General features: G+C 61.6%; 18 protein-coding genes, 2 tRNA genes and 1 other RNA gene. 9 read left to right on the plus strand and 12 right to left on the minus strand.

All coding sequences use genetic code 11. The annotated features are described in order from the left end of the window. Positions 1-22 precede the first annotated feature (22 nt). Positions 23-1,651 carry an L-aspartate oxidase gene (gene nadB, locus VJX68_RS09490; protein ID WP_324095440.1) on the plus strand — a complete coding sequence of 543 codons (1,629 nt, stop codon included), beginning with the start codon at positions 23-25 and terminating at the stop codon, positions 1,649-1,651. Positions 1,652-1,687: 36 nt separating this feature from the next. On the opposite strand, the gene VJX68_RS09495 is transcribed toward nadB, so the two are convergent. Next, entirely contained in the window at positions 1,688-2,116 is a 429-nt protein-coding gene (locus tag VJX68_RS09495; RefSeq protein ID WP_324095441.1) for a GFA family protein, read from the minus strand. 91 nt (positions 2,117-2,207) lie between these two features. Between VJX68_RS09495 and VJX68_RS09500 the strand changes: the two genes are divergently transcribed. Beyond that, a complete protein-coding gene (locus tag VJX68_RS09500; RefSeq protein ID WP_324095442.1) occupies positions 2,208-2,807 on the plus strand; it encodes a DsbA family protein in 600 nt (199 codons plus the stop codon). 1 nt (position 2,808) lies between these two features. On the opposite strand, the gene clpA is transcribed toward VJX68_RS09500, so the two are convergent. After that, positions 2,809-5,154: an ATP-dependent Clp protease ATP-binding subunit ClpA gene (gene clpA / locus VJX68_RS09505; RefSeq protein WP_324095443.1), complete on the minus strand. Its 2,346-nt coding sequence runs from the start codon at positions 5,152-5,154 to the stop codon at positions 2,809-2,811. 16 nt (positions 5,155-5,170) lie between these two features. Continuing rightward, a complete protein-coding gene (gene clpS, locus VJX68_RS09510; protein ID WP_349255903.1) occupies positions 5,171-5,545 on the minus strand; it encodes an ATP-dependent Clp protease adapter ClpS in 375 nt (124 codons plus the stop codon). A 131-nt stretch (positions 5,546-5,676) separates the two neighbouring features. Here clpS and VJX68_RS09515 point away from each other — a divergent pair, with 131 nt between their 5' ends. Next, complete coding sequence (locus VJX68_RS09515; protein WP_324095445.1) at positions 5,677-6,867, plus strand: GNAT family N-acetyltransferase; 1,191 nt, start codon at positions 5,677-5,679, stop codon at positions 6,865-6,867. Positions 6,868-6,878: 11 nt separating this feature from the next. Here the strand turns inward: VJX68_RS09515 and VJX68_RS09520 are convergent, their stop codons facing one another. Next, positions 6,879-8,147 (minus strand): DNA recombination protein RmuC, encoded by a 1,269-nt coding sequence (locus tag VJX68_RS09520; protein WP_324095446.1) that lies wholly within the window; start codon positions 8,145-8,147, stop codon positions 6,879-6,881. Between the two features lie 86 nt (positions 8,148-8,233). Here VJX68_RS09520 and VJX68_RS09525 point away from each other — a divergent pair, with 86 nt between their 5' ends. Then, positions 8,234-9,520 carry an ArsA family ATPase gene (locus VJX68_RS09525; protein ID WP_324095447.1) on the plus strand — a complete coding sequence of 429 codons (1,287 nt, stop codon included), beginning with the start codon at positions 8,234-8,236 and terminating at the stop codon, positions 9,518-9,520. Positions 9,521-9,674: 154 nt separating this feature from the next. Here VJX68_RS09525 and rnpB read toward each other — a convergent pair. The 5 genes from rnpB to VJX68_RS09550 all read right to left on the minus strand — a co-directional run bounded on the left by rnpB (position 9,675) and on the right by VJX68_RS09550 (position 13,873). Further along, positions 9,675-10,018: RNase P RNA component class A (gene rnpB, locus VJX68_RS09530), an RNA gene on the minus strand. Between the two features lie 318 nt (positions 10,019-10,336). After that, entirely contained in the window at positions 10,337-11,038 is a 702-nt protein-coding gene (locus tag VJX68_RS09535; protein ID WP_324095448.1) for a zinc ribbon domain-containing protein, read from the minus strand. Positions 11,039-11,155: 117 nt separating this feature from the next. Beyond that, positions 11,156-11,231 (minus strand) — tRNA-Ile (locus VJX68_RS09540). 99 nt (positions 11,232-11,330) lie between these two features. Further along, on the minus strand, positions 11,331-13,169 hold the full coding sequence (gene dnaG, locus VJX68_RS09545) for a DNA primase (RefSeq protein WP_324095449.1): 1,839 nt from the start codon (positions 13,167-13,169) through the stop codon (positions 11,331-11,333). Continuing rightward, positions 13,169-13,873: a glycerophosphodiester phosphodiesterase gene (locus VJX68_RS09550; protein WP_324095450.1), complete on the minus strand. Its 705-nt coding sequence runs from the start codon at positions 13,871-13,873 to the stop codon at positions 13,169-13,171. The genes dnaG and VJX68_RS09550 overlap by 1 nt, the downstream gene beginning before the upstream one ends. Positions 13,874-14,015: 142 nt before the next feature. On the opposite strand from VJX68_RS09550, the gene VJX68_RS09555 reads away from it, so the two are divergent. The 4 genes from VJX68_RS09555 to VJX68_RS09570 all read left to right on the plus strand — a co-directional run bounded on the left by VJX68_RS09555 (position 14,016) and on the right by VJX68_RS09570 (position 16,848). Beyond that, a complete protein-coding gene (locus VJX68_RS09555; protein WP_324095451.1) occupies positions 14,016-14,948 on the plus strand; it encodes a 50S ribosomal protein L11 methyltransferase in 933 nt (310 codons plus the stop codon). Beyond that, a complete protein-coding gene (locus VJX68_RS09560; protein ID WP_324095452.1) occupies positions 14,948-15,700 on the plus strand; it encodes an RsmE family RNA methyltransferase in 753 nt (250 codons plus the stop codon). The genes VJX68_RS09555 and VJX68_RS09560 overlap by 1 nt, the downstream gene beginning before the upstream one ends. Next, on the plus strand, positions 15,684-16,667 hold the full coding sequence (gshB, locus tag VJX68_RS09565) for a glutathione synthase (RefSeq protein ID WP_324095453.1): 984 nt from the start codon (positions 15,684-15,686) through the stop codon (positions 16,665-16,667). Before VJX68_RS09560 ends, gshB begins: the two co-directional genes overlap by 17 nt. Positions 16,668-16,772: 105 nt before the next feature. Next, positions 16,773-16,848 (plus strand) — tRNA-Phe (locus VJX68_RS09570). A gap of 105 nt (positions 16,849-16,953) precedes the next feature. On the opposite strand, the gene VJX68_RS09575 is transcribed toward VJX68_RS09570, so the two are convergent. Both VJX68_RS09575 and VJX68_RS09580 read right to left on the minus strand, forming a co-directional pair. Next, entirely contained in the window at positions 16,954-17,217 is a 264-nt protein-coding gene (locus VJX68_RS09575; protein ID WP_324095454.1) for a hypothetical protein, read from the minus strand. Then, positions 17,217-18,206, minus strand: a complete 990-nt coding sequence (locus VJX68_RS09580; RefSeq protein WP_324095455.1) for a tyrosine-type recombinase/integrase — start codon at positions 18,204-18,206, stop codon at positions 17,217-17,219. Before VJX68_RS09580 ends, VJX68_RS09575 begins: the two co-directional genes overlap by 1 nt. A 1,559-nt stretch (positions 18,207-19,765) precedes the next feature. Here VJX68_RS09580 and VJX68_RS09585 point away from each other — a divergent pair. After that, positions 19,766-20,317 (plus strand): recombinase family protein, encoded by a 552-nt coding sequence (locus VJX68_RS09585; RefSeq protein ID WP_414643472.1) that lies wholly within the window; start codon positions 19,766-19,768, stop codon positions 20,315-20,317. Here VJX68_RS09585 and VJX68_RS09590 read toward each other — a convergent pair. Next, the gene (locus tag VJX68_RS09590) at positions 20,301-20,597 is read right to left on the minus strand and encodes a hypothetical protein (RefSeq protein WP_324095458.1); all 297 of its coding nucleotides are present in this window, start codon (positions 20,595-20,597) and stop codon (positions 20,301-20,303) included. The two genes, VJX68_RS09585 and VJX68_RS09590, sit on opposite strands and share 17 nt — an antisense overlap. Positions 20,598-20,844: the final 247 nt, after the last annotated feature.

A 20,844-nucleotide genomic window follows, 5' to 3' on the forward strand; every position in this document is an offset into this window, starting at 1 on the left:
TTGACACAACGAGGCCAACCTGATGGGGCATAACGCGCAACTGTTCAGCGACTTCCTGGTAATCGGCGGCGGCATCGCGGGTTTGACCTTCGCGATCAAGGCGTCCGAGGTCGGCACCGTCACCGTGCTGACCAAGGCCGGAAGCTCCGAGGCCAACACCGCGTACGCGCAGGGCGGAATCGCGAGTGTGTGGAGCGTCGATGACTCGTTCGAATCGCACGTCGAAGATACGCTGCGCGCGGGCGCCGGCCTGTGCGATCGCGCCGCGGTCGAAACGATCGTGCGCGAAGGTCCCGAGGCGGTGCGCGAACTGATCCGGCTCGGCACTCGCTTCACACGCGTCGAGGCGGGCGGGCCCGACGACACCGAACTCGAATACGACCTCGGCCAGGAAGGCGGCCATAGCCATCGCCGCGTGCTGCACGCGCAGGATCTCACCGGCCGCGAAATCATGCGCGCGCTGACCGAGGCCGCCGCCGCACGCCCGAATATCCGCACTTTGGAAAATCACGTCGCGATCAATTTGCTGGTCGAAAGTCCGAGCGCGGGCAAGCCCGGCGCGTGCTGGGGCGTCTATGCGCTCGATCGCAACACTCACGAAATCCGCAAAGTGATTTCGCGCGCCACGATGCTCGCGACGGGCGGCGCTGGCAAGGTCTATCTCTACACGACGAATCCCGACATCGCGTCGGGCGACGGCGTCGCTATGGCGTATCGCGCGGGCGCGTCGGTCGCAAACCTCGAGTTCTACCAGTTCCATCCGACCTGCCTGTATCATCCCGCCGCCAAGTCGTTTCTGATTTCCGAGGCGCTGCGCGGCGAGGGCGCGATTCTGAAATTGCCCGACGGCTCCGCGTTCATGAAGCGCTACCATCCCGACGCTGAGCTGGCGCCGCGCGACGTGGTTGCGCGCGCGATCGATTCCGAGATGAAGCGTCACGGCCTCGACTTCGTGTACCTGGATCTGAGCCATCGCGACGCTGATTTTATCAAACGGCGGTTCCCGAATATCTTCAAGCGATGCTTGAGCTTTGACTATGACCTGACCAAGGGACCGATTCCGGTGGTGCCCGCGGCGCATTACATGTGCGGCGGTGTGCAGACCGATCTCGACGGTCGCACCTCGATCCCGCGCCTGTACGCGGCCGGCGAAGTCGCGATGACCGGGCTGCACGGCGCCAACCGTCTCGCGTCGAACTCGCTGCTCGAGGCCGCGGTAATGGGTCGTCGCGGGTTCGCCTCGGCGCGCGAGATCGTCGCGTCAGGAGGCGGCGTGCCGCCCGAGTTTCCCGAATGGGATCCTGGGCGCGCGATTCGCAGCGAGGAGCGCGTGATGATCACGCAGAGCTGGGACGAGATTCGGCGCCTGATGTGGAACTACGTCGGCATCGTGCGCAGCGATCGGCGCCTCGAGCGCGCGCTGCGCCGAATCTTGATGGTCAAGGACGAGATCCACAGCTACTACTGGGATCACCTGCTCGACGCCGACACGATCGAGTTGCGCAACCTTGCGAAGGTCGCCGAGCTGGTCGTGCGCTCCGCGATGAGTCGGCGCGAGTCGCGCGGCCTGCACTACAACATCGACCATCCCGAAACCGGCGGCCCCGAATGGGTGCATCCGACCGTGCTGCAGAAACCCGCCGGAGTCTGACCGGGCCTTCGATTCAGGATCGCACGCGATCCGGATTCATTCGGGCACGGCTTCGCCCGAGCCTCCAAACTCTTTCGGAAAGTCCTTCAGCTTGGGGAGACCGTCACGCATCGGCAATACGGTCTCGGCGTAGTTTACGTGGACGCCGGGGCTGAACCTCAACATCGGCAGCGTCGCGGCAAAAACATCCACCAAACCTAACGGCGGATGGTTTGTCATCAGGTGCCCACCGCATTTCTTGCAGTATTGCCGATGGCTGAGCTCTGTCTTTTTGAACGTGGCGATATTCTCAGCGCCCGCAGTGACTCGCACCGCGTCGGGCTTCCACAGCGTGAATGCGTTGACCGGACCTCCCGACCACGATCTGCATGAACCGCAATGGCAATATCCCATCGCTTCCGGCGCGCCGGTAGCCTCGACGCGAACAGCACCGCAGAAACATTCGCCCTTGTACGATGTCGCCATTGTCTTCCCTCCAGCAGGCGTGGATGATCTCGCTCCGAGTACAATATATTACTCAGGCTGCGCCGCTTTCCCAGCAGCATAACCATACACGATGCCCGCTGAAACGAAAGAAGTGAAAATGTACTCGGACTACAAGAGTCCGTTTGCGTACCTCGCTTTCGATCCCGCGTTCGAGCTCGAACAGCGATTTCGAATTCGCATCCGATGGATTCCGTTCCAGCTTCGCATCAAGGGCAAGGGCGAGCGCAGTCTCTACTCGGAGCACAAGGCGCGATACTCATATCTCGACGCGCGCCGATGGGCCAAGCCGCGCGGCTTGATAATTCGCGGCCCGTTGAAAGTTTACGACACGACGCCCGCGCTGATCGGTGGCCTGTTCGCGGAGCAGCAAGGCCGCCTGCTCGACTACAGCCGTAAAGTGTACGAACTGTTCTTCAAACGCGAACTGGAAGCCGACCAGCCCGACGCAGTCGCGAGCGTGATCGAAAGCCTCGGCATGTCCGCCAACGACTATCGCAAATTTCTGTCAGTTGATGGCGCCTTAGCCTACCAGCGCGCCCAGGACGAAGCCGCGAATGATCACGTCTTCGGCGTCCCACTGTTTTTTTTCGAGAACGAACCGTTCTGGGGCCACGACCGCCTCCCGGTTCTGGAAGACCGTCTTACCCAGGCAAGGCTGGCGCTGGACTGAACTACGCGACTGGTGCCGGCTGACGTGCTGGATTCGGCTCGTACGAAAACGCCAGCTTGTCGCCGTCGAGGTCTGCGGTTGCCTTGCCGCCCTTTGTCAGCTTGCCGAATAGGACCTGGTCCGCGAGCTCGCGCGCGATCTCATTTTCGATCAAGCGTCCGAGGGGGCGCGCGCCGAAGCGTGGATCGTGACCGTGTTCCGCCAGCCATTTCTTTGCGGCCGGCGTTACCGTCAGCGTGACCCTCTGCTGGTCGAGGCGCTCTTGCAGCTCCGCGATGAACTTATCGACCACGCGTTCCATCGTCGCCGGACTTAGCGGCGCGAATTCGATCGTCGCCGACAGCCGGTTTCTGAACTCCGGCGCGAACATCTTCTCGAGCACGCCCTTCGGATTTCCCTGGCCGACGCCGCCGTGGAAGCCGATCATCGCGCGCGACAGTTCCTGCGCTCCGGCGTTGGTCGTCATCACGAGGATCACGTTGCGGAAATCCGCCTTGCGCCCGTTGTTGTCGGTCAGCGTCGCGTGATCCATCACCTGCAACAGGATGTTGAACAAGTCGGGATGCGCTTTTTCGATCTCGTCCAGTAGCAACACGCAATGCGGCGTCTTGTTGATCGCGTCGGTGAGCAAGCCGCCCTGGTCGAAGCCGACGTAACCCGGCGGCGCGCCGATCAGCCGCGACACCGTGTGCCGCTCCATGTACTCGCTCATGTCGAAGCGGAGGAACTCGACGCCCATCACCTTCGCGAGCTGGCGCGCGACTTCGGTCTTGCCGACGCCCGTCGGTCCCGCGAACAGAAACGCGCCGACCGGTTTGTCCGGATGGCTCAGCCCCGAACGCGCCAGCTTGATCGCGCGAGCGACCGAGTTGATCGCCTCGTCCTGCCCGAACACCGCCTGCTTCATGTCCTCGTCGAGCGTCTGCAGCCGTCCGCGATCGGTCGCCGACACTGTGCGCTCCGGAATCTTCGCCATCCGCGCGACCGTCCGCTCGACGTCGCGCGTGCCGACCGTGACCGGCTCGGTCGTGCCCGTGCCGCGGAGATGCCCCGCGACTCCCGCCTCGTCCATCACGTCGATCGCCTTGTCTGGCAGGAAGCGGTCGTTGACGTAGCGCGCCGACAGCTCGACCGACAATCTGATCGCCGAGTTCGTGTAGCGGACGTTGTGATGCTTCTCGTAATACGACTTGATGCCGTTGAGAATCTGCACCGCTTCGTCCTGCGTCGGCTCGACCACGTCGATTCGCTGGAAGCGCCGCGCGAGCGCCTTGTCCTTGTCGAACGAGCGCTTGTATTCCTGGTAGGTCGTCGATCCGATACAGCGCAAATCGCCCGACGCGAGCGCCGGCTTCAGCAGGTTGGACGCGTCCATGGTCCCGCCCGACGCCGCTCCCGCGCCGACAATCGTGTGAATCTCGTCGATGAACAAGATCCGCTTCGAGTCGCCGACTACGGCCTTGATGACGGCCTTCAGCCGCTGCTCGAAGTCGCCACGAAAGCGCGTGCCCGCCAGCAGCGCGCCCATGTCGAGCGCGTAAATTTCGACGCCCTTCAGCGCGTCGGGCACGTCGCCCTTGTGAATCGCGAGCGCGAGTCCCTCGGCCAGCGCCGTCTTGCCGACTCCAGCCTCGCCGACGAACACGGGATTGTTCTTGCGGCGGCGCAGCAGTACATGCACCGCGCGCTCGAGTTCCTTCTTGCGGCCGACTAGCGGATCGATTTTTCCGTCCGCCGCGCGCTTCGCGAGATTGATCGCGTAAGTGTTGAGCGCCTTCGACGGCGACATCTTGCGCTCGCCCTCTTCGTCGCCGCCTTCATGCTCGTGGCCGTCGCGGTCGATCGAATCCTTGCCGTCCGATTCGTCGCCGTCCTCGTCGTCTTCGGCGCCGGCCTTCGAAACGCCGTGCGAGATAAAATTGATCACGTCGAAGCGCGTAACGCCCTGCTCCTGCAAAAAGAAAATCGCCGGCGATTCCGTCTCATGGAACATCGCGACCAGCACGTTGCCGCCCGTGATTTCCTGGCGCCCCGCCGATTGCACGTGCAACGCCGCCCGCTGCAGCGCCCGCTGCACTCCGATCGCATAGCGCGGCGAGACCTCTTCGCCCTTGGGCATCCGCTCGACCTGCTCGTCGAGATAATGCGCGAGCTTGCGCCGCAGCGCGTCGAGGTCGGCGCCGCAACTTTTCAGAATCGTGGTCGTCGTCACGTCATGCAGCATCGCGAACAGCAGATGCTCGAGACACACGAACTCGTGGCGCCGGTTAACGGCTTCGGTCATCGCGAGCTGCAGCGTTACCTGCAGTTCGCGGCTGATCATGATGTTGTTATTCGGTGAAGCCATCGATGCTATCGCTCGGTCACTCCTTTTCCATCACGCATTTGAGCGGATACTCGGCCTGCCGCGCGAGTTCCTCGACGGTGTGCGTCTTGGTCTCCGCGACTTCGAATGGATACACACCCGCTACGCCCATGCCGTTCTGATGCACGTGCAGCATGATTCGCGTCGCGTCGGCATGCGGCTTGTGAAACACCGCCTTCAGTACTTCGACGACGAATTCCATCGGGGTGTAATCGTCGTTGAGCAAAATCACCTTGTAGAGAGGCGGTTTGGCGGTCTTCGACTTGGTGCGGGTCTTGCGCTCGGTGACGATATCGCCGTCGCCGGAACGGCCGTCGCCATTGCCGTCACCCTCGGTGATTCGCGCCGAAATTTTGCGCACGAAATCCTCCATCGCACCTCTGTCGCTCGGAGCGCCTCGCTCCGTCTGATAAATATAATAACAAATTCTCCGATGCCTAGTGAGCATCGGAATAAATCGGTTCAGTTGCGATAAGTCTGATAGTTTGACCGTTCTGAATTGCAATGAATGACTCAGCGCCACGACTCGACGTCGCGATCGTCGAGGGTATCGACAAAATTTCGCGCGACGCGTGGGACAGTCTGCTCGCCCCGGACGACTCGCCGTTCGTCGAATGGGACTGGCTGCGCGCGATGGAGCAATCCGGCTCGGCCGCGCGCGACACCGGATGGGCCCCGTACCATCTCGTCGTTCGCCAAGGTCCAAAAAAGCAAATCGTCGCCGCGTGCCCGCTCTACCTCAAGACGCACAGCATGGGCGAGTTCGTCTTCGACCACGGATGGGCCGACGCGGCCGAGGGCGCAGGCATCCGCTACTTCCCGAAAATTCTTGTGGGAGTGCCGTTCACGCCTCATACGGGACGCCGATTTCTCACCGCGCCGGGCAGTGATCGAGCGGGCCTGATAAATCTGCTCGGCCTCGCACTCACATCCATCTGCGAGGACAACAAGCTCTCGTCGGTGCACGTGAATTTTTGCGAACCCGACGAAGCCGCCGCGCTCGCGCCGATCGGATTCATGGAGCGGCTCGGCTATCAGTACCATTGGCACAACGCGGGCTTCGCGACCTTCGACGACTACCTGAATCGCCTCAAGCACAAGCGCCGCACCGCAGTCCGCCACGAACGCGCCGCGATGGACGATCAGGGCGTCCACGTCCGCGTCGTCGCCGGAGAGGAAATCCCCGACAAGAAGTTTGCCGAGATGTACCGAATCTATTGCTCGACGATCGAGAAGCTGTACTGGGGCCGCCGGTATCTCACGCCGGATTTTTTCGACCTGATCCGCAGGACGTTCAAACGCAACATGGTCTTCATCGGCGCGTACGCGGGGCGTGAGCTGATCGCCGGCGCCGTCAACCTGGCCAAGGCAAACGTGATGTACGGCCGCTACTGGGGATGCTTCCGCGAGGTCCGCTTCCTGCACTTCAACGTTTGCTACTACGCGGGAATCGAGCACTCGATCCTGCACGGCATCCAGCGCTACGAGCCTGGCGCCGGCGGTGAATACAAATGGCTGCGCGGCTTCGACCCGGCACTAACGCGGAGCATCCACTATGTATCGAATCCGGATCTAAAGCGCGCGATTGCGGGATTCCTGAAGCGCGAGCGCCACGAAGTCGAGCGATGGATCGTCGCCGGCAAGGAGCGGAGCCAACTGAAACCGCCACCGCCGTCCGACCAGGAAGCGGAATAATCAAAAGACGGTTATGCGATTTCGCGGATGTTCGTCGGCGTCGAGGGGAAGTCGAGTTCAGGCGCTGGTTCGCCGGTCAAATTCGTCACGCGATTTCGATAGCGCGTCAGATGCCCCTTGGCGACTTCGAACGCGTCCTGCGCCTTCGACAATGACTTCCCAAGCTCATCGAACCGATTCTCGAAATGGCCGAATGCGTTCTGCGCCTTCTTCAATTCCTCGGTCGCGCGCTCGTGCCCCTTCGCATACTCGTACATTTTGAAGACCATCTGGATCGACTGCAGCGTCACGATCAAAGTATTTGGCGAAACCGGATACACGCGCCGCTTGTTGAGCCAGTCGCTGAGTTCCGCGTTCAGCACAGCTTCCATGTAGAGCGTCTCGCTCGGCAGATACATCAGTGCCATGTCGGTCGTGCCCGCTTCGGGCCTGATGTATCCGGCGATTCGCTTGGCCTGCTCCTTCATCACACGCTCGAATTCGACGCGCGCCTGGTCAACAGACTGAGGATCGTTCGCTTCGAAAAGCGCGAGCACCTGCTCGCGTGGAAACTTGGCGTCGATCGGCAGCACGCGGTCGGGAAACTTTATGATCGCATCGACGCGGCCCGAACCCTCGCCACCCGGCGACGCCTGCAGGTCGTACATATGACGCGGCAGAAAATCCTCAAGCAGCCGCTCCAGACCCTGCTCGCCGAATCGTCCCCGCAGATGGGGCATCTTGAGCAGATTGTTCAGGTCGTTGATCGACGCCCCGATCACGCCGAGATTTTTCAACTGCTCCTGCGCTTCATTGAGATGATTCTGAACTTTTTCGAACTGCGCAAAACCGTCCTTAATGTTCTGATCCAGCTTTACCTGCACATTGTTCGTAATCGCCGCCAGCTTTTCGCCGACGTCCGAGCGGATCCCCTCGATGCTCTCCCTGGTCTGCGTCGTCAGCGTCGTGATCTCCAGCTTGAGAGAGTTCGCCTGCTCCTGGCGTCCCGCAGAGAGATGCTGCTCCAGCGCGGCGTTGAGGTTCAGGAATCCTTCGGACAGACGATCGGCGGTCGCAAGGCTGAGATCGCCCTGCGCCTGCTGAAGCCGTCCGGCAAGGTCGGTGCGCGTCTGCGTCAATTTCTCGTCGAGACTGCGAGCGACCGAATCGAGGCGCTCGTCCAAACGCGCGAAGGAATCATTTGCCCGGAGCGAGCGCAGTTTGCCGATTACAACTAGAATCCCAGCAATCGACAGGACGCTCAGAACAACCAACGCCGCCACAATCATTTCCGATTCCATCAAAGCCACCTCCGCGCCACCCGCGTCGATTCTAACCTTCGATAGGGGCGGCGTCGAACTCACGATCCACATCTTAGCGCCTCGCGATGACAACGGTTGTCGCGATGCGCCCAATCCGCGCGCCTGCTATCGTGACCATCCAACGGAGCCGATACTTGAAAGACCTGCTCACCAAGGGCTCGATTGCGATTCTGCTCGGTACCGGCGGCGTCGGTAAAACCACGATTGCCGCTGCGCTCGCGCTGGCGGGCGCAGCGGCGAATCTCAACACCGCGGTGATAACAGTCGATCCGTCCGAGCGCCTGCGCGACGCGCTCGGCCTGGCGCGGCTGGGCGGGCAGCCGACGCGAATAGGCGCGCGGCAGCTGGCGAGCGCAGGACTCGATTCGCAGCTTCAGCTATCCGCCATGATGCTCGACGTGTCCGGGGCGTGGGACGCGATCGTCGAGCGGTTCGTTGCGGATCCGGCGACGCGCCAGCGGGTTTTCGAGAATCCATTTTACAAAAGCCTGACGGCAGAGTTCGCAGGCTCCGAGGCGTTTGCCGCGCTGCAGCGCCTCTACGATCTTCACCAGACACACGCCTTCGAGCTGGAAGTCGTGGACACACCGCCGGCGTCGCACTCGTTCGAGTTTCTGCAAACGCCCGCGCGTATGATTCGCCTGCTGGATTCGCGGACCGCGCGATGGCTTTTTACGCCGTCGCTCTCCGCTGGCCGGATTGCGATGAAGGTCGCGAGCGAGGCCGCGCGATTTGTGGTGCGCGAAATCGAGCGCTTCGCCGGCAGCAACGTGCTCTCGACTATAACGGACTTCTTCGCCGCCATGGCCGAGAGCATGGACGCGATTGTCGATCGCCTGCAGAAGACTGAGGCGTTGCTGCATTCGCCTGCCATTAAATTCGTGATGGTCACGACACCGGAACCCGACCGCATCCGGCAAGCGCGCGAGCTGCTCGCCCAGATGGACGCCGAGGGACTCAAGCTCTCCGCGATCGTGATCAATCGGTTCCTCGACGAGCGGACATGGTCGGCAATAGCGGGCTCCGGCGGCAGTCCGCTCAGTCATCTCGCGGAGATTTCGCAATTAAGATTGTCGCTGAGTAAAGATGGCGCGGACGCCAACGGCTTGGGCCGGATGGTCAGTTATTTCGAGGAGTATCGCGACCGCACGCTCGACGAGGTCGAGCGCGTGGCGGCGTTGGCGCGCGAGCTGCCGAAGGGGGTGAAGCTGGCAATCGCGCCGGAGATTGAGGCTGGGGTGAGGGATTTGGCGGCATTGTCGAGGGTGTCGGGGTATTTGATTTCAGGCACCGCTATTCTGAAGGCGTTGGAGATGGCAGCGCGCGTGGTGGTGGTGTCGGGGGGAACCTAACCCCTAACCTCTTCCCGCACTGGAAGGGGGATCGGAGCTAGGAGAGGAAGACTGTGCTTGAATCGCGGAACCCTCACCTAACCTCTCCCGTGAAATAACGGGCGAGGGATCAGAGGCCGCGCCGCCCGGCACATCGAACGTTCACTGAAAAGAGAACCGGAGTGAGTCTGTAAGCCGGGTTTTGTGTCCCTTGCGGGCGGCGGTCATTCCTCTAGGCCGCCGATTGCTCGGCGGCTCATGCGACCATACCCGAGGCCTTAAGAGCGGGCCGCTCAGCCTCCTATTTGGTCTTGCTCCGGATGGGGTTTGGCATGCGCGCACGATCACTCGCGCGCCGGTGGGCTCTTACCCCACCATTTCACCCTTACCCTTGCGGGCGGTGTATTTTCTGTGCCACTTTCCGCGAATCGCTCCGCGCCGCCGTTAGCGGCCATCCTGCCCTATGGAGCCCGGACTTTCCTCTTCCCATTTAAGGGAAGCGACCGCCCGACTCACTCCGGCGGTGTTAGAGTAGCATCTTTTCGCGCGGCGCTCCGCTATCGGCCACTGAAACGCTGGAACAGAACCTTGAGTCGCGCGCGAAAAATGCGCGCTGCATAAGGACCCTCACCTTCATCCTCTCCCTTGCAGGGAGAGGGGAAGAACTACGAGCCAGGATTGTGCACAACTCTCTCGTACAAAGGAGAGGTTAGGATCCGTCCGCCCCTAACAACTTCCTAACAGGGACGACGTCCGTCCTCTCATTAACATTAACATTGGTGCAGGGGTCACCCCTGCCCAGGGAGGTGCGGAACCCACGGCGGGTTCCGCATTCAATCAAGTGGTTTTCCCTTCCGCCGGCTCCTCGTAGTACAGCACGCGCTGGCAGTTCGGGCAGAAGTGGATCTGCAAATGCTTCTGGATCTCGTTGTACAACTGTGGTGGCAGCCGCATCCTGCATCCCTGGCAGGTCCCGCCCTTGGCCAACGCGACCGCGACGCCCGCGCGCCGGCTGAAGATCATCTGGTAGCGCGAAAGCAGGTTCGCGTCGACGTTCTCGGCGACTTTCTCGCGCGCCTTGCGAGTCTTGCTGATATTGCCCTTGAGCCCCTCGACTTCCGCCGCGATTTCTTTTTCCGCCGCTGTCTGATCGACGCGGCCCTTCGCGATCGCTTCCGTGAGCTCCTTGATTCGCGCCGTCCGCACGTCCGCGCCTTCCATCGACGTGAGCAACTCGGTCTCGAGCCGCTGATTGGTCTCCTTCAACGACTCGATCTCATGGGTCAGCGCCTGCAGCTCCTTGTCGTTGCGGACCAGCGTCAACCGCATCCGCTTGTTGCGGATTCTGACTTCGCCCTCGGCCAGCTCGCGCTCGGCCTTTTTGCGCACCGCGGTTATTTCCTTGTCTTGTTCAGTAAGGCGATCGAGTTCGGCCTGGTTGCTCTGGTTCTCAATGCGAAGTTGGTCAACTCGCCCGGCAATCGAGGTCAGCGACTGCTCCAACTCTTGCAGTTGCCGGTCGATGATCTGAAGATCCATCAGCCGGTTTATCTCTTCACGCAATTCGTCCCTCCGCTAAAGTTGTGCGCGTCGCGCAAAGTTTTTTGTTCGTTATAGTGATGCGGCCCGCCAGTGCCGCCGCAGGCACGAATGGTATGGGCCCACCAGGATTTGAACCTGGGACCAGCCGGTTATGAGCCGGCAGCTCTGAACCTGGCTGAGCTATGGGCCCTCTGAGATGCATCAGGTTGCCCTGATGGTAGCAAGTTCGCGCGGCAGACTTAAGGGCTGATCGCTTAAACATTCGTTCAACTTATGTACATGCGTTAGTTCATGCACCGCGGCTCTCGCGCCTATGCGCGATTACGGCCTGCGCGGCAGCGGCCGCCTGGCCAGGCTCCGACTCACGCGCGGACACGTCGGCTGCGCTCTGGCGCAGGCGTCCCAGTTCGCGCGTGCGGCGGCGGCGCTCGAGCGCAACGACGAAATCGTTGACCAGAGCACGGCACTTCTCGAGCTCGCTGGAAACTTTCTCAGTGTCGTTGTCGAGCTCGTCGTTCAATGGTCCGACGGCAAACTCGCTCACGCGACCTTGCTCGTCGGGCGACAATCGATCCGCAATCCATTGCTCCAAGGCAGTGTATGGCTCGTCGGTGCGGCACAAGTCAGCGAGCACTCCGCCGAGGCGAATTTCTTCGAAATTCGCCCTCGCCCCGGACTGCGCAATTTCATTGCGGAGCTCCGGATGCAGGAGCGCCAGCGCGATAAGGCCGATCTCGGCCTTCGCGCCGGCGTCGCCGCCGCCACCCGCCGCGGCGGGCGGCGGATTGGGGTTCGCGCGCGTATCGCGCGCGAACCGCGACGGCGTCGCGGACCGCGATAGCGGTCCGCGCGCCTCTTTGCGCAATACTTCCTCGCCTATCGACAGCAGGTCGGCGGCTTTGCGCGCCAGCAAATCGAACTGGAACGGATCGCCCACCAGCTTCAGCATCTCGGCCACGCGCTGCGCCGCGCGCGCCCGCTCGGCGATCGAGCCGCGCGCCTCTCCCGCCTGCTCGCTCAGAAAATAATCAACCAGCAACTCGGATTTGTCGGTCAATTCGGCGAACGCGGCGGCGCCGCGCTCGCGAACGAATGTGTCGGGATCGAAACCTGACGGAATAAAAATCCCGCGGCCCAGCAAGCCCGCCTGCAGGAAAGTCTCCAGCGCCCGCATCGAGGCTTTGCGCCCCGCCGTGTCGCCGTCGAAGCACGCGATTACATTCTTCGTGTAGCGGCTCAGCACGCGAAGCTGCTCGACCGTCAGCGCCGTGCCGCATCCCGCCACCACCTCTTTGAATCCCGCTTGCCACAGCGCAATCACATCGAAGTATCCTTCGACGAGAATGGCGCGATCTTTCCCGGATGACGCACTCGACGAAATCGCCTGCCGCGCTTCGAACAGCCCGTATAGGGTGCGCGTTTTCGAATACAGCGGAGATTCGGGCGAGTTGATGTACTTGGGGAGGCGCGCGTCGAGCACGCGGCCGCCGAATGCGATCGCGCGGCCTTGCGCGTCGCGAATCGGGAACATCACACGCGCGCGGAACATGTCGTACGCGCCCGATTCGTCCTTCCGGACCAGCCCGATCTTGATGCCCGCGTCGCGCAGGCCGCGCTTTTCCAGCGCCTTCGCCAGGGACGCCGGCCGGCTGGGCGCATATCCGACCATGAACGCGCGCGCCGTCTCGATACTGATACCGCGCGACTTCAGGTAATCGCGCGCCATCGCCCCGTCGGTCGTGTTCCACAGCACGTGGGCGAAGAATTCGGCGGCGACCTTGCTTGCTTCGAGCATCGCCTCGCGCTCGCCCGCCGCCGGTCCCGATACATCATGCTCGGGCAGAGTCACACCGTATTTTTTCGCGAGCGAGCGCACCGCTTCCGGAAACGTCAGCCCCTCGACGCGCGTGATGAAATTGAAAACGCTGCCGCCGACGCCGCATCCAAAGCAATGGAAGAATCCGCGCTCGGCATTCACCGAGAACGACGGCGTCTTCTCATTGTGGAACGGACACAGCCCGACGAAGTTGCGCCCCGCCCGGCGCAGACGCACATGTGCGCCGATAATCTCCACGATATCGGCGCGCGAGCGGACTTCCTCGATCTTGTCGTCGCCGAAACGTCCCATCAGCCGCCCACCACCGTCCGCAACCGCTCTGGATAATTCGTCATGATACCGTCAACACCGCATTCGACGAGCGCGCGCATCCGCGCGTCCGCATCCACCGTCCAAGTGTACACCCTGAGGTCGCGCTCGTGGGCCGCCTTGCACAGGTCGGCCGTGACCATGTCCCAGCGCGGGTTGATCGCATGCGCGCGCATCGCAACCGCGTTCATCATCAGGTCAACCGGCTTCTCTTCGGCAAGCAAGCCGACGCGAATGTTGAAATGGAGCTGCTGAATTTTTTTCAAATATTCCCAATCGAAGCTCGACACGATGCTATCGCTGAACGCGTTGCGCGCCTGCATGATCTGCGCGACCTGATGCTCGAGGCCACCAGCTTTGAGCTCGATATTGAGCCCGCACCTGCCGCTGGTGACGGCGAACACTTCGTCGAGCGTGGAAATTCGCTCGCCCGTGAGCGCGCCACCCTTGAACTTCGCGCCCGCGTCCAAGCGCTTGAGCTCCTCGAGCGTCAGTTCCGCGACCTCGCCCTTGCCGTCCGTCGTGCGCTCGACAGTCTCGTCATGAATTACGACGACGCCGCCGTCGCGGCTGAGCTGAACGTCGAGTTCGCACATGTCCGCACCTGCGTCGATAGCGGCGCGAAACGCGCTCAGGGTGTTCTCGGGAAAAGTACCGCTCGCCCCGCGATGGGCTATGTTCAGCACAGCCCGCTTCCACCACCTTGGAACAATTGAAGTCTGATAATGAAGCGAGTTTACGCGTTCATGGAGCGGAGGCGCAAACGCGTCCTCCCTCCTTTTCAACAATCGATGCGGCGAAATGAGGCCTCGAAAGAAATCCGCGCTGATGCCAAACTTCAGCCGGGACTGTATGCAACACGCAGCCGCATCGAGGCGAAGCTACACGAGGGCGATTTTCCGCACGCACGCGCATCTCGCGGACGAAGCAGCGGGAATCCTCGTCGCGGGCGGCGCAATCGGATGCGCTGTCGCTGGCATGAAGTTGCCGCGCGCGCGTGAGGATAAGACCGTCGCGCTCGAAGCATACTTCGACCGGATCTCAGCGACCGAACTGTCGCGACTGCGACTGATGATGGAACAGGCGGGGATGCTCGCCGACGCCGCGCGCGACGGCAGTGTGAGGAGAATCGTCGATCCCGGATGGTCCACGCTTTGGATGAAACGCTTCGGGCCGTTTCGCGTCGGGCGGCGAATGCTGATCGTGCCGCCGTGGAAGCGAGAGAATGAGCCCGGCCGTACAACCGTCGTGGTCCACTCCGCGCGCGCGTTCGGCACCGGACACCATCCGACGACCGCGGGCGCTCTGCGCGCGATCGAATCGATTGTCGCCGCGCATGCACCACGATCGATCCTCGACGCCGGCACCGGCTCCGGCGTCCTGGCGATCGCGGCATCGCTGCTGGGCAAGCGCAACGCGGAAACAATCGCAATCGACATCGATCCGACGGCGCTGGAGAACGCGCGCGCCAACGCGCGCCTCAATGGCGTCGAGAAATCAATTCGATTTTCGTCGGTGCCGCTCGCATCGATCCACCGGCACTTCGATCTGATCGTGGCAAATATCCTGAGTGGCACGTTGATCGAGCTCGCACCGCATCTGAAGCAAATCGTCGCGCCCGGCGGGCGGTTGGTCCTTGGCGGCTTCCTCGCCGACGAGGCCGACGACGTACTCGATCACTACCGGCCGCCGTTGCGCTGTCTCAGCCGCAAGACGCATCGCGGCTGGACGACGCTCGTGATGTCGCGAGCGCCACGCTGATGCCTGCGACGCCGCGTTTTTCGCTCGCACACGCCCCTGACGCGAGACACCTTGCGCAGGTCGAGGGGGAGGAGTTGCATCACATGCGCGCGGTGCTGCGATTAGCCGCCGGCGCGCGCGTGTCCTTGCTCGACCCGGCGGGCATCGAGCATCACGGCGTGATCGAACGCTACGAGCGCGAGCGCGCCGTCGTTCGCATCGAATCGTCGTCGCCCTCGCCCGCTCGGCCTCAAATCATTCTGGCCGCCGCAATCATCAAAGGGCCGCGGATGGACTTCATCGTAGAGAAGGCAGCCGAGTTGGGCGCGTCCGAGCTGTGGCCTTTGGTATGTGCGCGCGGATTGGTTCGTTCGCCCGGCGCGGAGCGGCTCGCGCGTTGGCGCCGGCTCGCGCTCGCGGCAGCAAAGCAAAGCCAGTCGCCGTCCGCAATGGAAGTACGGTCGCCGGTCGGCGTTGACGACTTGATTCGTGGTGTGCCGCCGGGGACGCTCGCCGTAATCTGCGCGCAAGGCGGCGAGCCGCTGGGCGAGGTGATTCGACGCGCGCATCCGCGTGCGATATTGATAGCGGTTGGACCTGAGGGTGATTTCGACAACGACGAACGCGCGAAAGGCGCGAAGGCAGGATTCGTCGCGGCGGGGCTCGGGCCAAATCGCCTCAGGAGCGAGACGGCGGCTCTGGCAGCGGTCGCTATAGCACAGGGGTTGCTTCACGATGGGCAAGGGTCAAGCGAAGATGCCGAAACGAAGTAAGACGATGGCGCGCAAGTTCGCGTTCATCATGGACCCGCTGGAGCGGGTGCTGGTCGACAAGGACACGACGTTCGTGTTCATGCTTGAGGCGCAATTCCGCGGCCACGAGATTTATTCTCTCGGGCTGCGCGACCTCTACGCACGCGGCGCCCAGGTGATCGCGCGGGCCCGGCAATGCGAGCTGACGCGACGCGAAAATCCGCATTACAAGTTTCTCGACGAGGGCGCCGAGTATCCGCTCGAGGCTTTCGACGCCATCTTCATGCGCAAGGATCCGCCCGCCGACGCGGCCTATCTCTACGCCACGATGCTGCTCAGCCTGGCCGACAGCCGGCGCACCTTCGTGCTGAACAACCCGGCCGGCCTGCGCGAGGCTAACGAAAAGCTCTACTCGCTGAATTTCCCCGACGCGATTCCGCCGACGCTCGTGACCTATGAAATTCCGCGGCTCAAGACTTTTCTCGACGAACAGGGCGGCGAGATGATTGTGAAGCCGCTCGACGGACACGGCGGCGAGGGCGTGTTCCTGGTCACGACCAAGGATCGCAACCTCGGCGCGATTCTCGAGACGGTGACGCAGTACGAAACGCGGCTGATCATGGCGCAGCGCTATCTCGCCGACGCTCGCAACGGCGACAAGCGATTGATCGTGCTTAACGGCGAGCCGCTCGGATGCACGCTGCGGGTGCCGCGCGAGGACGAGCATCGCGGCAACATCCACGTAGGCGGCACCTGCGTGAAGGCGCCGGTGACGGCGCGCGATCGCGAAATCTGCCGGATGCTGAAGTCGCGGCTGGAGCGCGACGGGCTATACTTCGTCGGCCTCGACATCATCGGCGACTACCTGACCGAGGTGAACGTGACGAGCCCGACCGGAGTGCAGGAGATCGACCGGCTCGACGGCGCGAACCTGGAAGGCAAGGTGATAGATTTTGTCGAGTCACGAGTGGCGAGCCTCAAGCGATAAGCGAGCCGTTGCAAGGCGCGTCAATCATCGGTACGAATGATCTCTTCAGTGTCCCATCCTCGCGTTCTGTGAGATAACCGATCGCGTGAAGATGACCGAGACGGTGGGCAGGTAGCTCAGTCGGTAGAGCAAAGGACTGAAAATCCTTGTGTCGAGTGTTCGATTCACTCCCTGCCCACCAACAAAATCCATGCAAACAAAGAGTTTTCTGATGAGCGACGGCCGCTTCAACGCTCTGCGATGCCTCTGACTTTGCCCGTACCGTGTCCATTTTCAAAAATCGAGCTTACGCCTTCGCGAGCGCGACCACCTTCGGTTCGGATTTCTTCTGAGAGTCGGAAAGATGGAGCGCCGCCAGCCTCGCGGCGCCGTCTTTCAGCATGGACTCGTCCGCGATTGCGTACCGCTGGTAGATGCTCTGCGTGCGATGCCCGACCATCGCCATCGCAGCCGACCGCGGCACGCCGGCGCGCTCGAGGTTTCGAACGGCCGTCCGCCTGAAGTCATGTGGAATCTTGCCGGCGAGGCACGCGCGTTCGCAGGCGCTCATCAAGCCTTGCGAAAAGAGCCAACGGGCTTGCCCTCGCGATGAAACAGCCACGGGATAATCTGTCCGCTCCCTCTTTCAATAGCGCGCGTTCGGTCGAGCTGCGCTGCCAGCGTCGCTCGCAGCTCCGGGGTCAGCGGAAACATCCGGCCTTCGCCGTTCTTGCTTTCGCCGGGGTCCAGCCGGAGCCAGCCGGCCTCAAGGTCGACGTGACGCTTCTGCCGCGTCAGGATCTCCGAAGTGATGCGCCATCCTGTGATGTATCCGACCTCGAGCACTGGCCGAATCGCCTCAGCGGTGCGCTTCGCCATCGCTAGCTCGTGGTTAATTTTAGCTGGCGTCATTCCCTTCCGTCGTAGCCGCTCGCGGAACGCCTCGTCCTCTTCGCGAGTGACCGGAAGCTCGGCGAGTACCGCCCTAAACTCTTCGGCTTCGAAAAATCCCTCTCGCCGATTCGCTTCATGTAACATCGAAACGTGCGGCCGTGATGCGACCTTGCCGGCGATCTCCGCAAGTTTGAGCGCCCGCTTCAATGCTGCGAGTTCCCGGTTGATCGTCGCCGCGCTCGCCTTCTGTGACTGCCGATGGGTGACATAGGCCGTAATCCGGTCGCTCGTAATTTCGATCGCATGAGATTCAGCGAAGTACTCGCGCAGATGCCCGAGCGCATCTTCGACCCGATCGAGGCTCCGCCGTCCGTTGGCCTTGTAATCCGCGGTGAGCATCGAAGCCAAGTCCTCGAGGGTCGTTCGCTCGACGCTTGGTCCTACCGGCCGGCCACGCGACACGTCGCCGAGCCGCTGCTTGAGTAACTTCATCGCGGCCGCATGGCTCAGCGGCCGGCCATCTTCCGAGCGCCCGGCGGATTCGCGATGCTTCTTGCCGCGGTGATAGTAGGAAATCCACCAGACGGCTGACTTCTTCCGTCGTCCCGTCTGCTTGTCGATGTAGGTCGGCTGATAGACCGACCCGATTCCACGCGTCTGTCTCATCGCGCACCCCCTTGACGCTTCGGCGTCGATTTGAAGTAGAAATCCAGTGCAGCGGCGATCACGTCCTGAAGGTCCCTGCCCTCGTCGAGTGCTCTTATCGATGCCTCGCGCCATAACGCCTTGGGCAACTTTACACTCGTCTTGACGGTCGCGGCCGCTTCCCTTGCTGATGTTCCCTTTACCATATCCAGATATCTAGCATCCTGAATATCGCAACGTCAAACGGCCTTTCGTGTGGCGAGCCGGCGTCTAATACCAAGCTCAGAGCACAGCAGCGTCTTTCGCGAGATTCGTCTCACAAAAGGCAACCGCTTCGCGTTGCGGTAGATCCACCGACGCGGGCGTCGTAGCACGGTCGCCGCCTCGTCGGGTGTGAGCATCGGTCCCTCGTCCTGGGTGGCGGGTGCGGACGACGGCGCTGCGGGCGAAGCAAGCTCTGGCTCGACAAGCAGCCGCGCCACCAAGGCCGGGATCACGGCCGGGATGTGCTCACGCGGTATAGAGGCAACGAAGTCAGACGACACCGGAATCTGTGCGGTCATGAGGACCTCACGCTCGAAAGATTCCGGCGAGAAAGGCGCTAGGGCCGGTGTTACGCCTAGTCGCTAATCTAATCTTCGTCGCGCCTTCTATCAAGGTCATACTGGGACTTATGATTTTCAATCACATGGTCCCAGAATGGGCCAACGGGCAGTGGGGCTAACCCGTACCTATGACGGAACTATGGCGGTTAGCCTTGAAAAATATTTTTGGCGGTACTGGTTACGGGTCCCTCTGTCGCGTATTGAAAGCCACTATGGCGAACGTCGCGCGCAAGATCAATTCACTCCTGGGTGAACGTGTGGGCGCGCGATTTTAGGCCCTGGTTCTTAGGCGTGGTGGGGGGTCGAAATTCAATAGGAAAGGCAAAGAGTCTGGCAGTGCCTTTGATAACTAATCAAAGGTTCCCTGAATAGCTCAATCGCTCCGCGGCCGATTCCCCGCGCTATGGCGCAACTATGACGCTAGACCTGGGCTAGACCGGGGCTCGGCCGAGCCCTGCCTAGCTGGCAGTGATGAAACAGCGCTTATCGGTATATCCGCTCTTTTGGCATTGGCGCACAGTGTCCAATCAACGATTGTTTGATTGTGGCGATTGTCTAGCATCTGCAAGGGGTGGGGGTGAGGGAAATTCAATAAGATTCTCTGTTCACTAATGGTTTGCGACGCAAGGCTTCGCTCGGGCGACCCGGCTAGGACTTCTATGCACGATGCGCATCAGACCTATTCAATCCTACACTGCGCCAATGACTAGACTGATGCGCTGAGTCTAGGTGCAGGAATCAGCAGGCGTTGACAGCTAGTCACAATCAGAAGACGCTAGAAGCTAGATTCGAAAGCTCGATCTCGCGCGACAATCACCCACGCGCAGAATGGGAGCGAAATAAACAATGAGACTAACAGATGAAATGTCCGACAAACGAACAATTCCAAGACACAAAGAAAACCCGCGACTAGGCTCAAGTTGGCTGTCCGAAAATGCGGTCCAAAAATCATCGCGGCTGATCGGGTACGCGCGAGTGTCCACCACCGATCAACACCTGAACCTGCAACAGGATGCGCTCGCGAAAGCAGGATGCTCGCGAATCTATGCTGATGAGGGTGTCAGCGGCGCCGTGAGCGTGGGGCCACAGCTTACACGCGCGCTCAGCGGTCTCCGGGCTGGCGACACGCTGGTTGTGTGGCGCCTGGATAGACTTGGCCGATCGCTCTCGCACCTGATTGCGACCATCGACGATCTAGGCCGGCGCGGATGCCATTTCAAATCGATCACCGAAGCTATCGACACCACCACGGCCGGGGGAACGCTCATCCTTCATATTATGGGTGCGCTGGCGCAATTCGAGCGCACTCTAATGGTCGAGCGCACGCGCGCAGGCCTGACAGCTGCAAAGAGGCGTGGTGTCCGCCTTGGCCGTAAGCCGAGTCTTAATCAGGAACAGATTAAGCACGCGCGCCAGCTGCTCGAAACCGAGGGCGGCCGGGCTGTAGCTCGCACGCTAGGCGTTTCGCGCTCGACACTTTACGCCAGCTTGCGCGGTCCCCTCTTACCCGTTAAGGCGGGGGAATGATGTTGCCACTGTTGTCTGTCGGACAAGTCGGGCACCCAGCATTCTCACGCTGCTCGGCCTGCCTTTGTTGTTCAGCTTCTTCGCGCTGCTCGGCTTGTTCGGCCTGTTCGGCCTGCTCTTGTCGCTCAGCTTCGTGGCGCTGCTCCTGCTCTTGTTGTTCAGCATCCTCGCGCTGCTGCGCCTCATAGCCTTCGTCGTAAGAAGACGACTGCGCCATCACATATCTAGGCCCTAAAAGCACTAGTGTTAACGCTAGAAGCAGCACTCCGAAACGTTTCATTCCCCCGGTCCTCCTATTACTCGCAGGAGGTATAATAGTCTCTTGCGCATTAGTCATTGTAACTGTCCGCCGTCTGCGACAGACATACGCACATCTGTGGCTGTCGCCTAGCAGGGTGTTGAGAAACGCCTCTTCGATGGGATCGACGGAAGGTTTTGCATCGGTATAGTGGAACGAGGCCAGTTGGGTTGAGGAGGAAGCGGAAGATGCGAGGATCCGATCGGGCACAGAGCACGATGCTGACGCT

The sequence above is a fragment of the Binatus sp. (SeqCode) genome (genome assembly GCF_035272065.1).
Lineage (GTDB): Bacteria > Desulfobacterota > Binatia > Binatales > Binataceae > Binatus.

Bases quoted from the DNA above. Each gene is read 5' to 3' on its own strand.
- VJX68_RS09525 (WP_324095447.1), top strand. From the start codon at position 8,234: ATGACAACGGTTGTCGCGATGCGCCCAATCCGCGCGCCTGCTATCGTG.
- VJX68_RS09555 (WP_324095451.1), top strand. From the start codon at position 14,016: ATGCCAAACTTCAGCCGGGACTGTATGCAACACGCAGCCGCATCGAGG.
- VJX68_RS09500 (WP_324095442.1), top strand. From the start codon at position 2,208: ATGCCCGCTGAAACGAAAGAAGTGAAAATGTACTCGGACTACAAGAGT.
- VJX68_RS09590 (WP_324095458.1), bottom strand. From the start codon at position 20,597: ATGAAACGTTTCGGAGTGCTGCTTCTAGCGTTAACACTAGTGCTTTTA.
- clpA (WP_324095443.1), bottom strand. From the start codon at position 5,154: ATGGCTTCACCGAATAACAACATCATGATCAGCCGCGAACTGCAGGTA.
- VJX68_RS09535 (WP_324095448.1), bottom strand. From the start codon at position 11,038: ATGGATCTTCAGATCATCGACCGGCAACTGCAAGAGTTGGAGCAGTCG.
- VJX68_RS09520 (WP_324095446.1), bottom strand. From the start codon at position 8,147: ATGGAATCGGAAATGATTGTGGCGGCGTTGGTTGTTCTGAGCGTCCTG.
- VJX68_RS09575 (WP_324095454.1), bottom strand. From the start codon at position 17,217: ATGAGCGCCTGCGAACGCGCGTGCCTCGCCGGCAAGATTCCACATGAC.
- gshB (WP_324095453.1), top strand. From the start codon at position 15,684: ATGCCGAAACGAAGTAAGACGATGGCGCGCAAGTTCGCGTTCATCATG.
- VJX68_RS09515 (WP_324095445.1), top strand. From the start codon at position 5,677: ATGAATGACTCAGCGCCACGACTCGACGTCGCGATCGTCGAGGGTATC.
- VJX68_RS09580 (WP_324095455.1), bottom strand. From the start codon at position 18,206: ATGAGACAGACGCGTGGAATCGGGTCGGTCTATCAGCCGACCTACATC.
- dnaG (WP_324095449.1), bottom strand. From the start codon at position 13,169: ATGGGACGTTTCGGCGACGACAAGATCGAGGAAGTCCGCTCGCGCGCC.
- clpS (WP_349255903.1), bottom strand. From the start codon at position 5,545: ATGGAGGATTTCGTGCGCAAAATTTCGGCGCGAATCACCGAGGGTGAC.
- VJX68_RS09495 (WP_324095441.1), bottom strand. From the start codon at position 2,116: ATGGCGACATCGTACAAGGGCGAATGTTTCTGCGGTGCTGTTCGCGTC.
- VJX68_RS09560 (WP_324095452.1), top strand. From the start codon at position 14,948: ATGCCTGCGACGCCGCGTTTTTCGCTCGCACACGCCCCTGACGCGAGA.
- nadB (WP_324095440.1), top strand. From the start codon at position 23: ATGGGGCATAACGCGCAACTGTTCAGCGACTTCCTGGTAATCGGCGGC.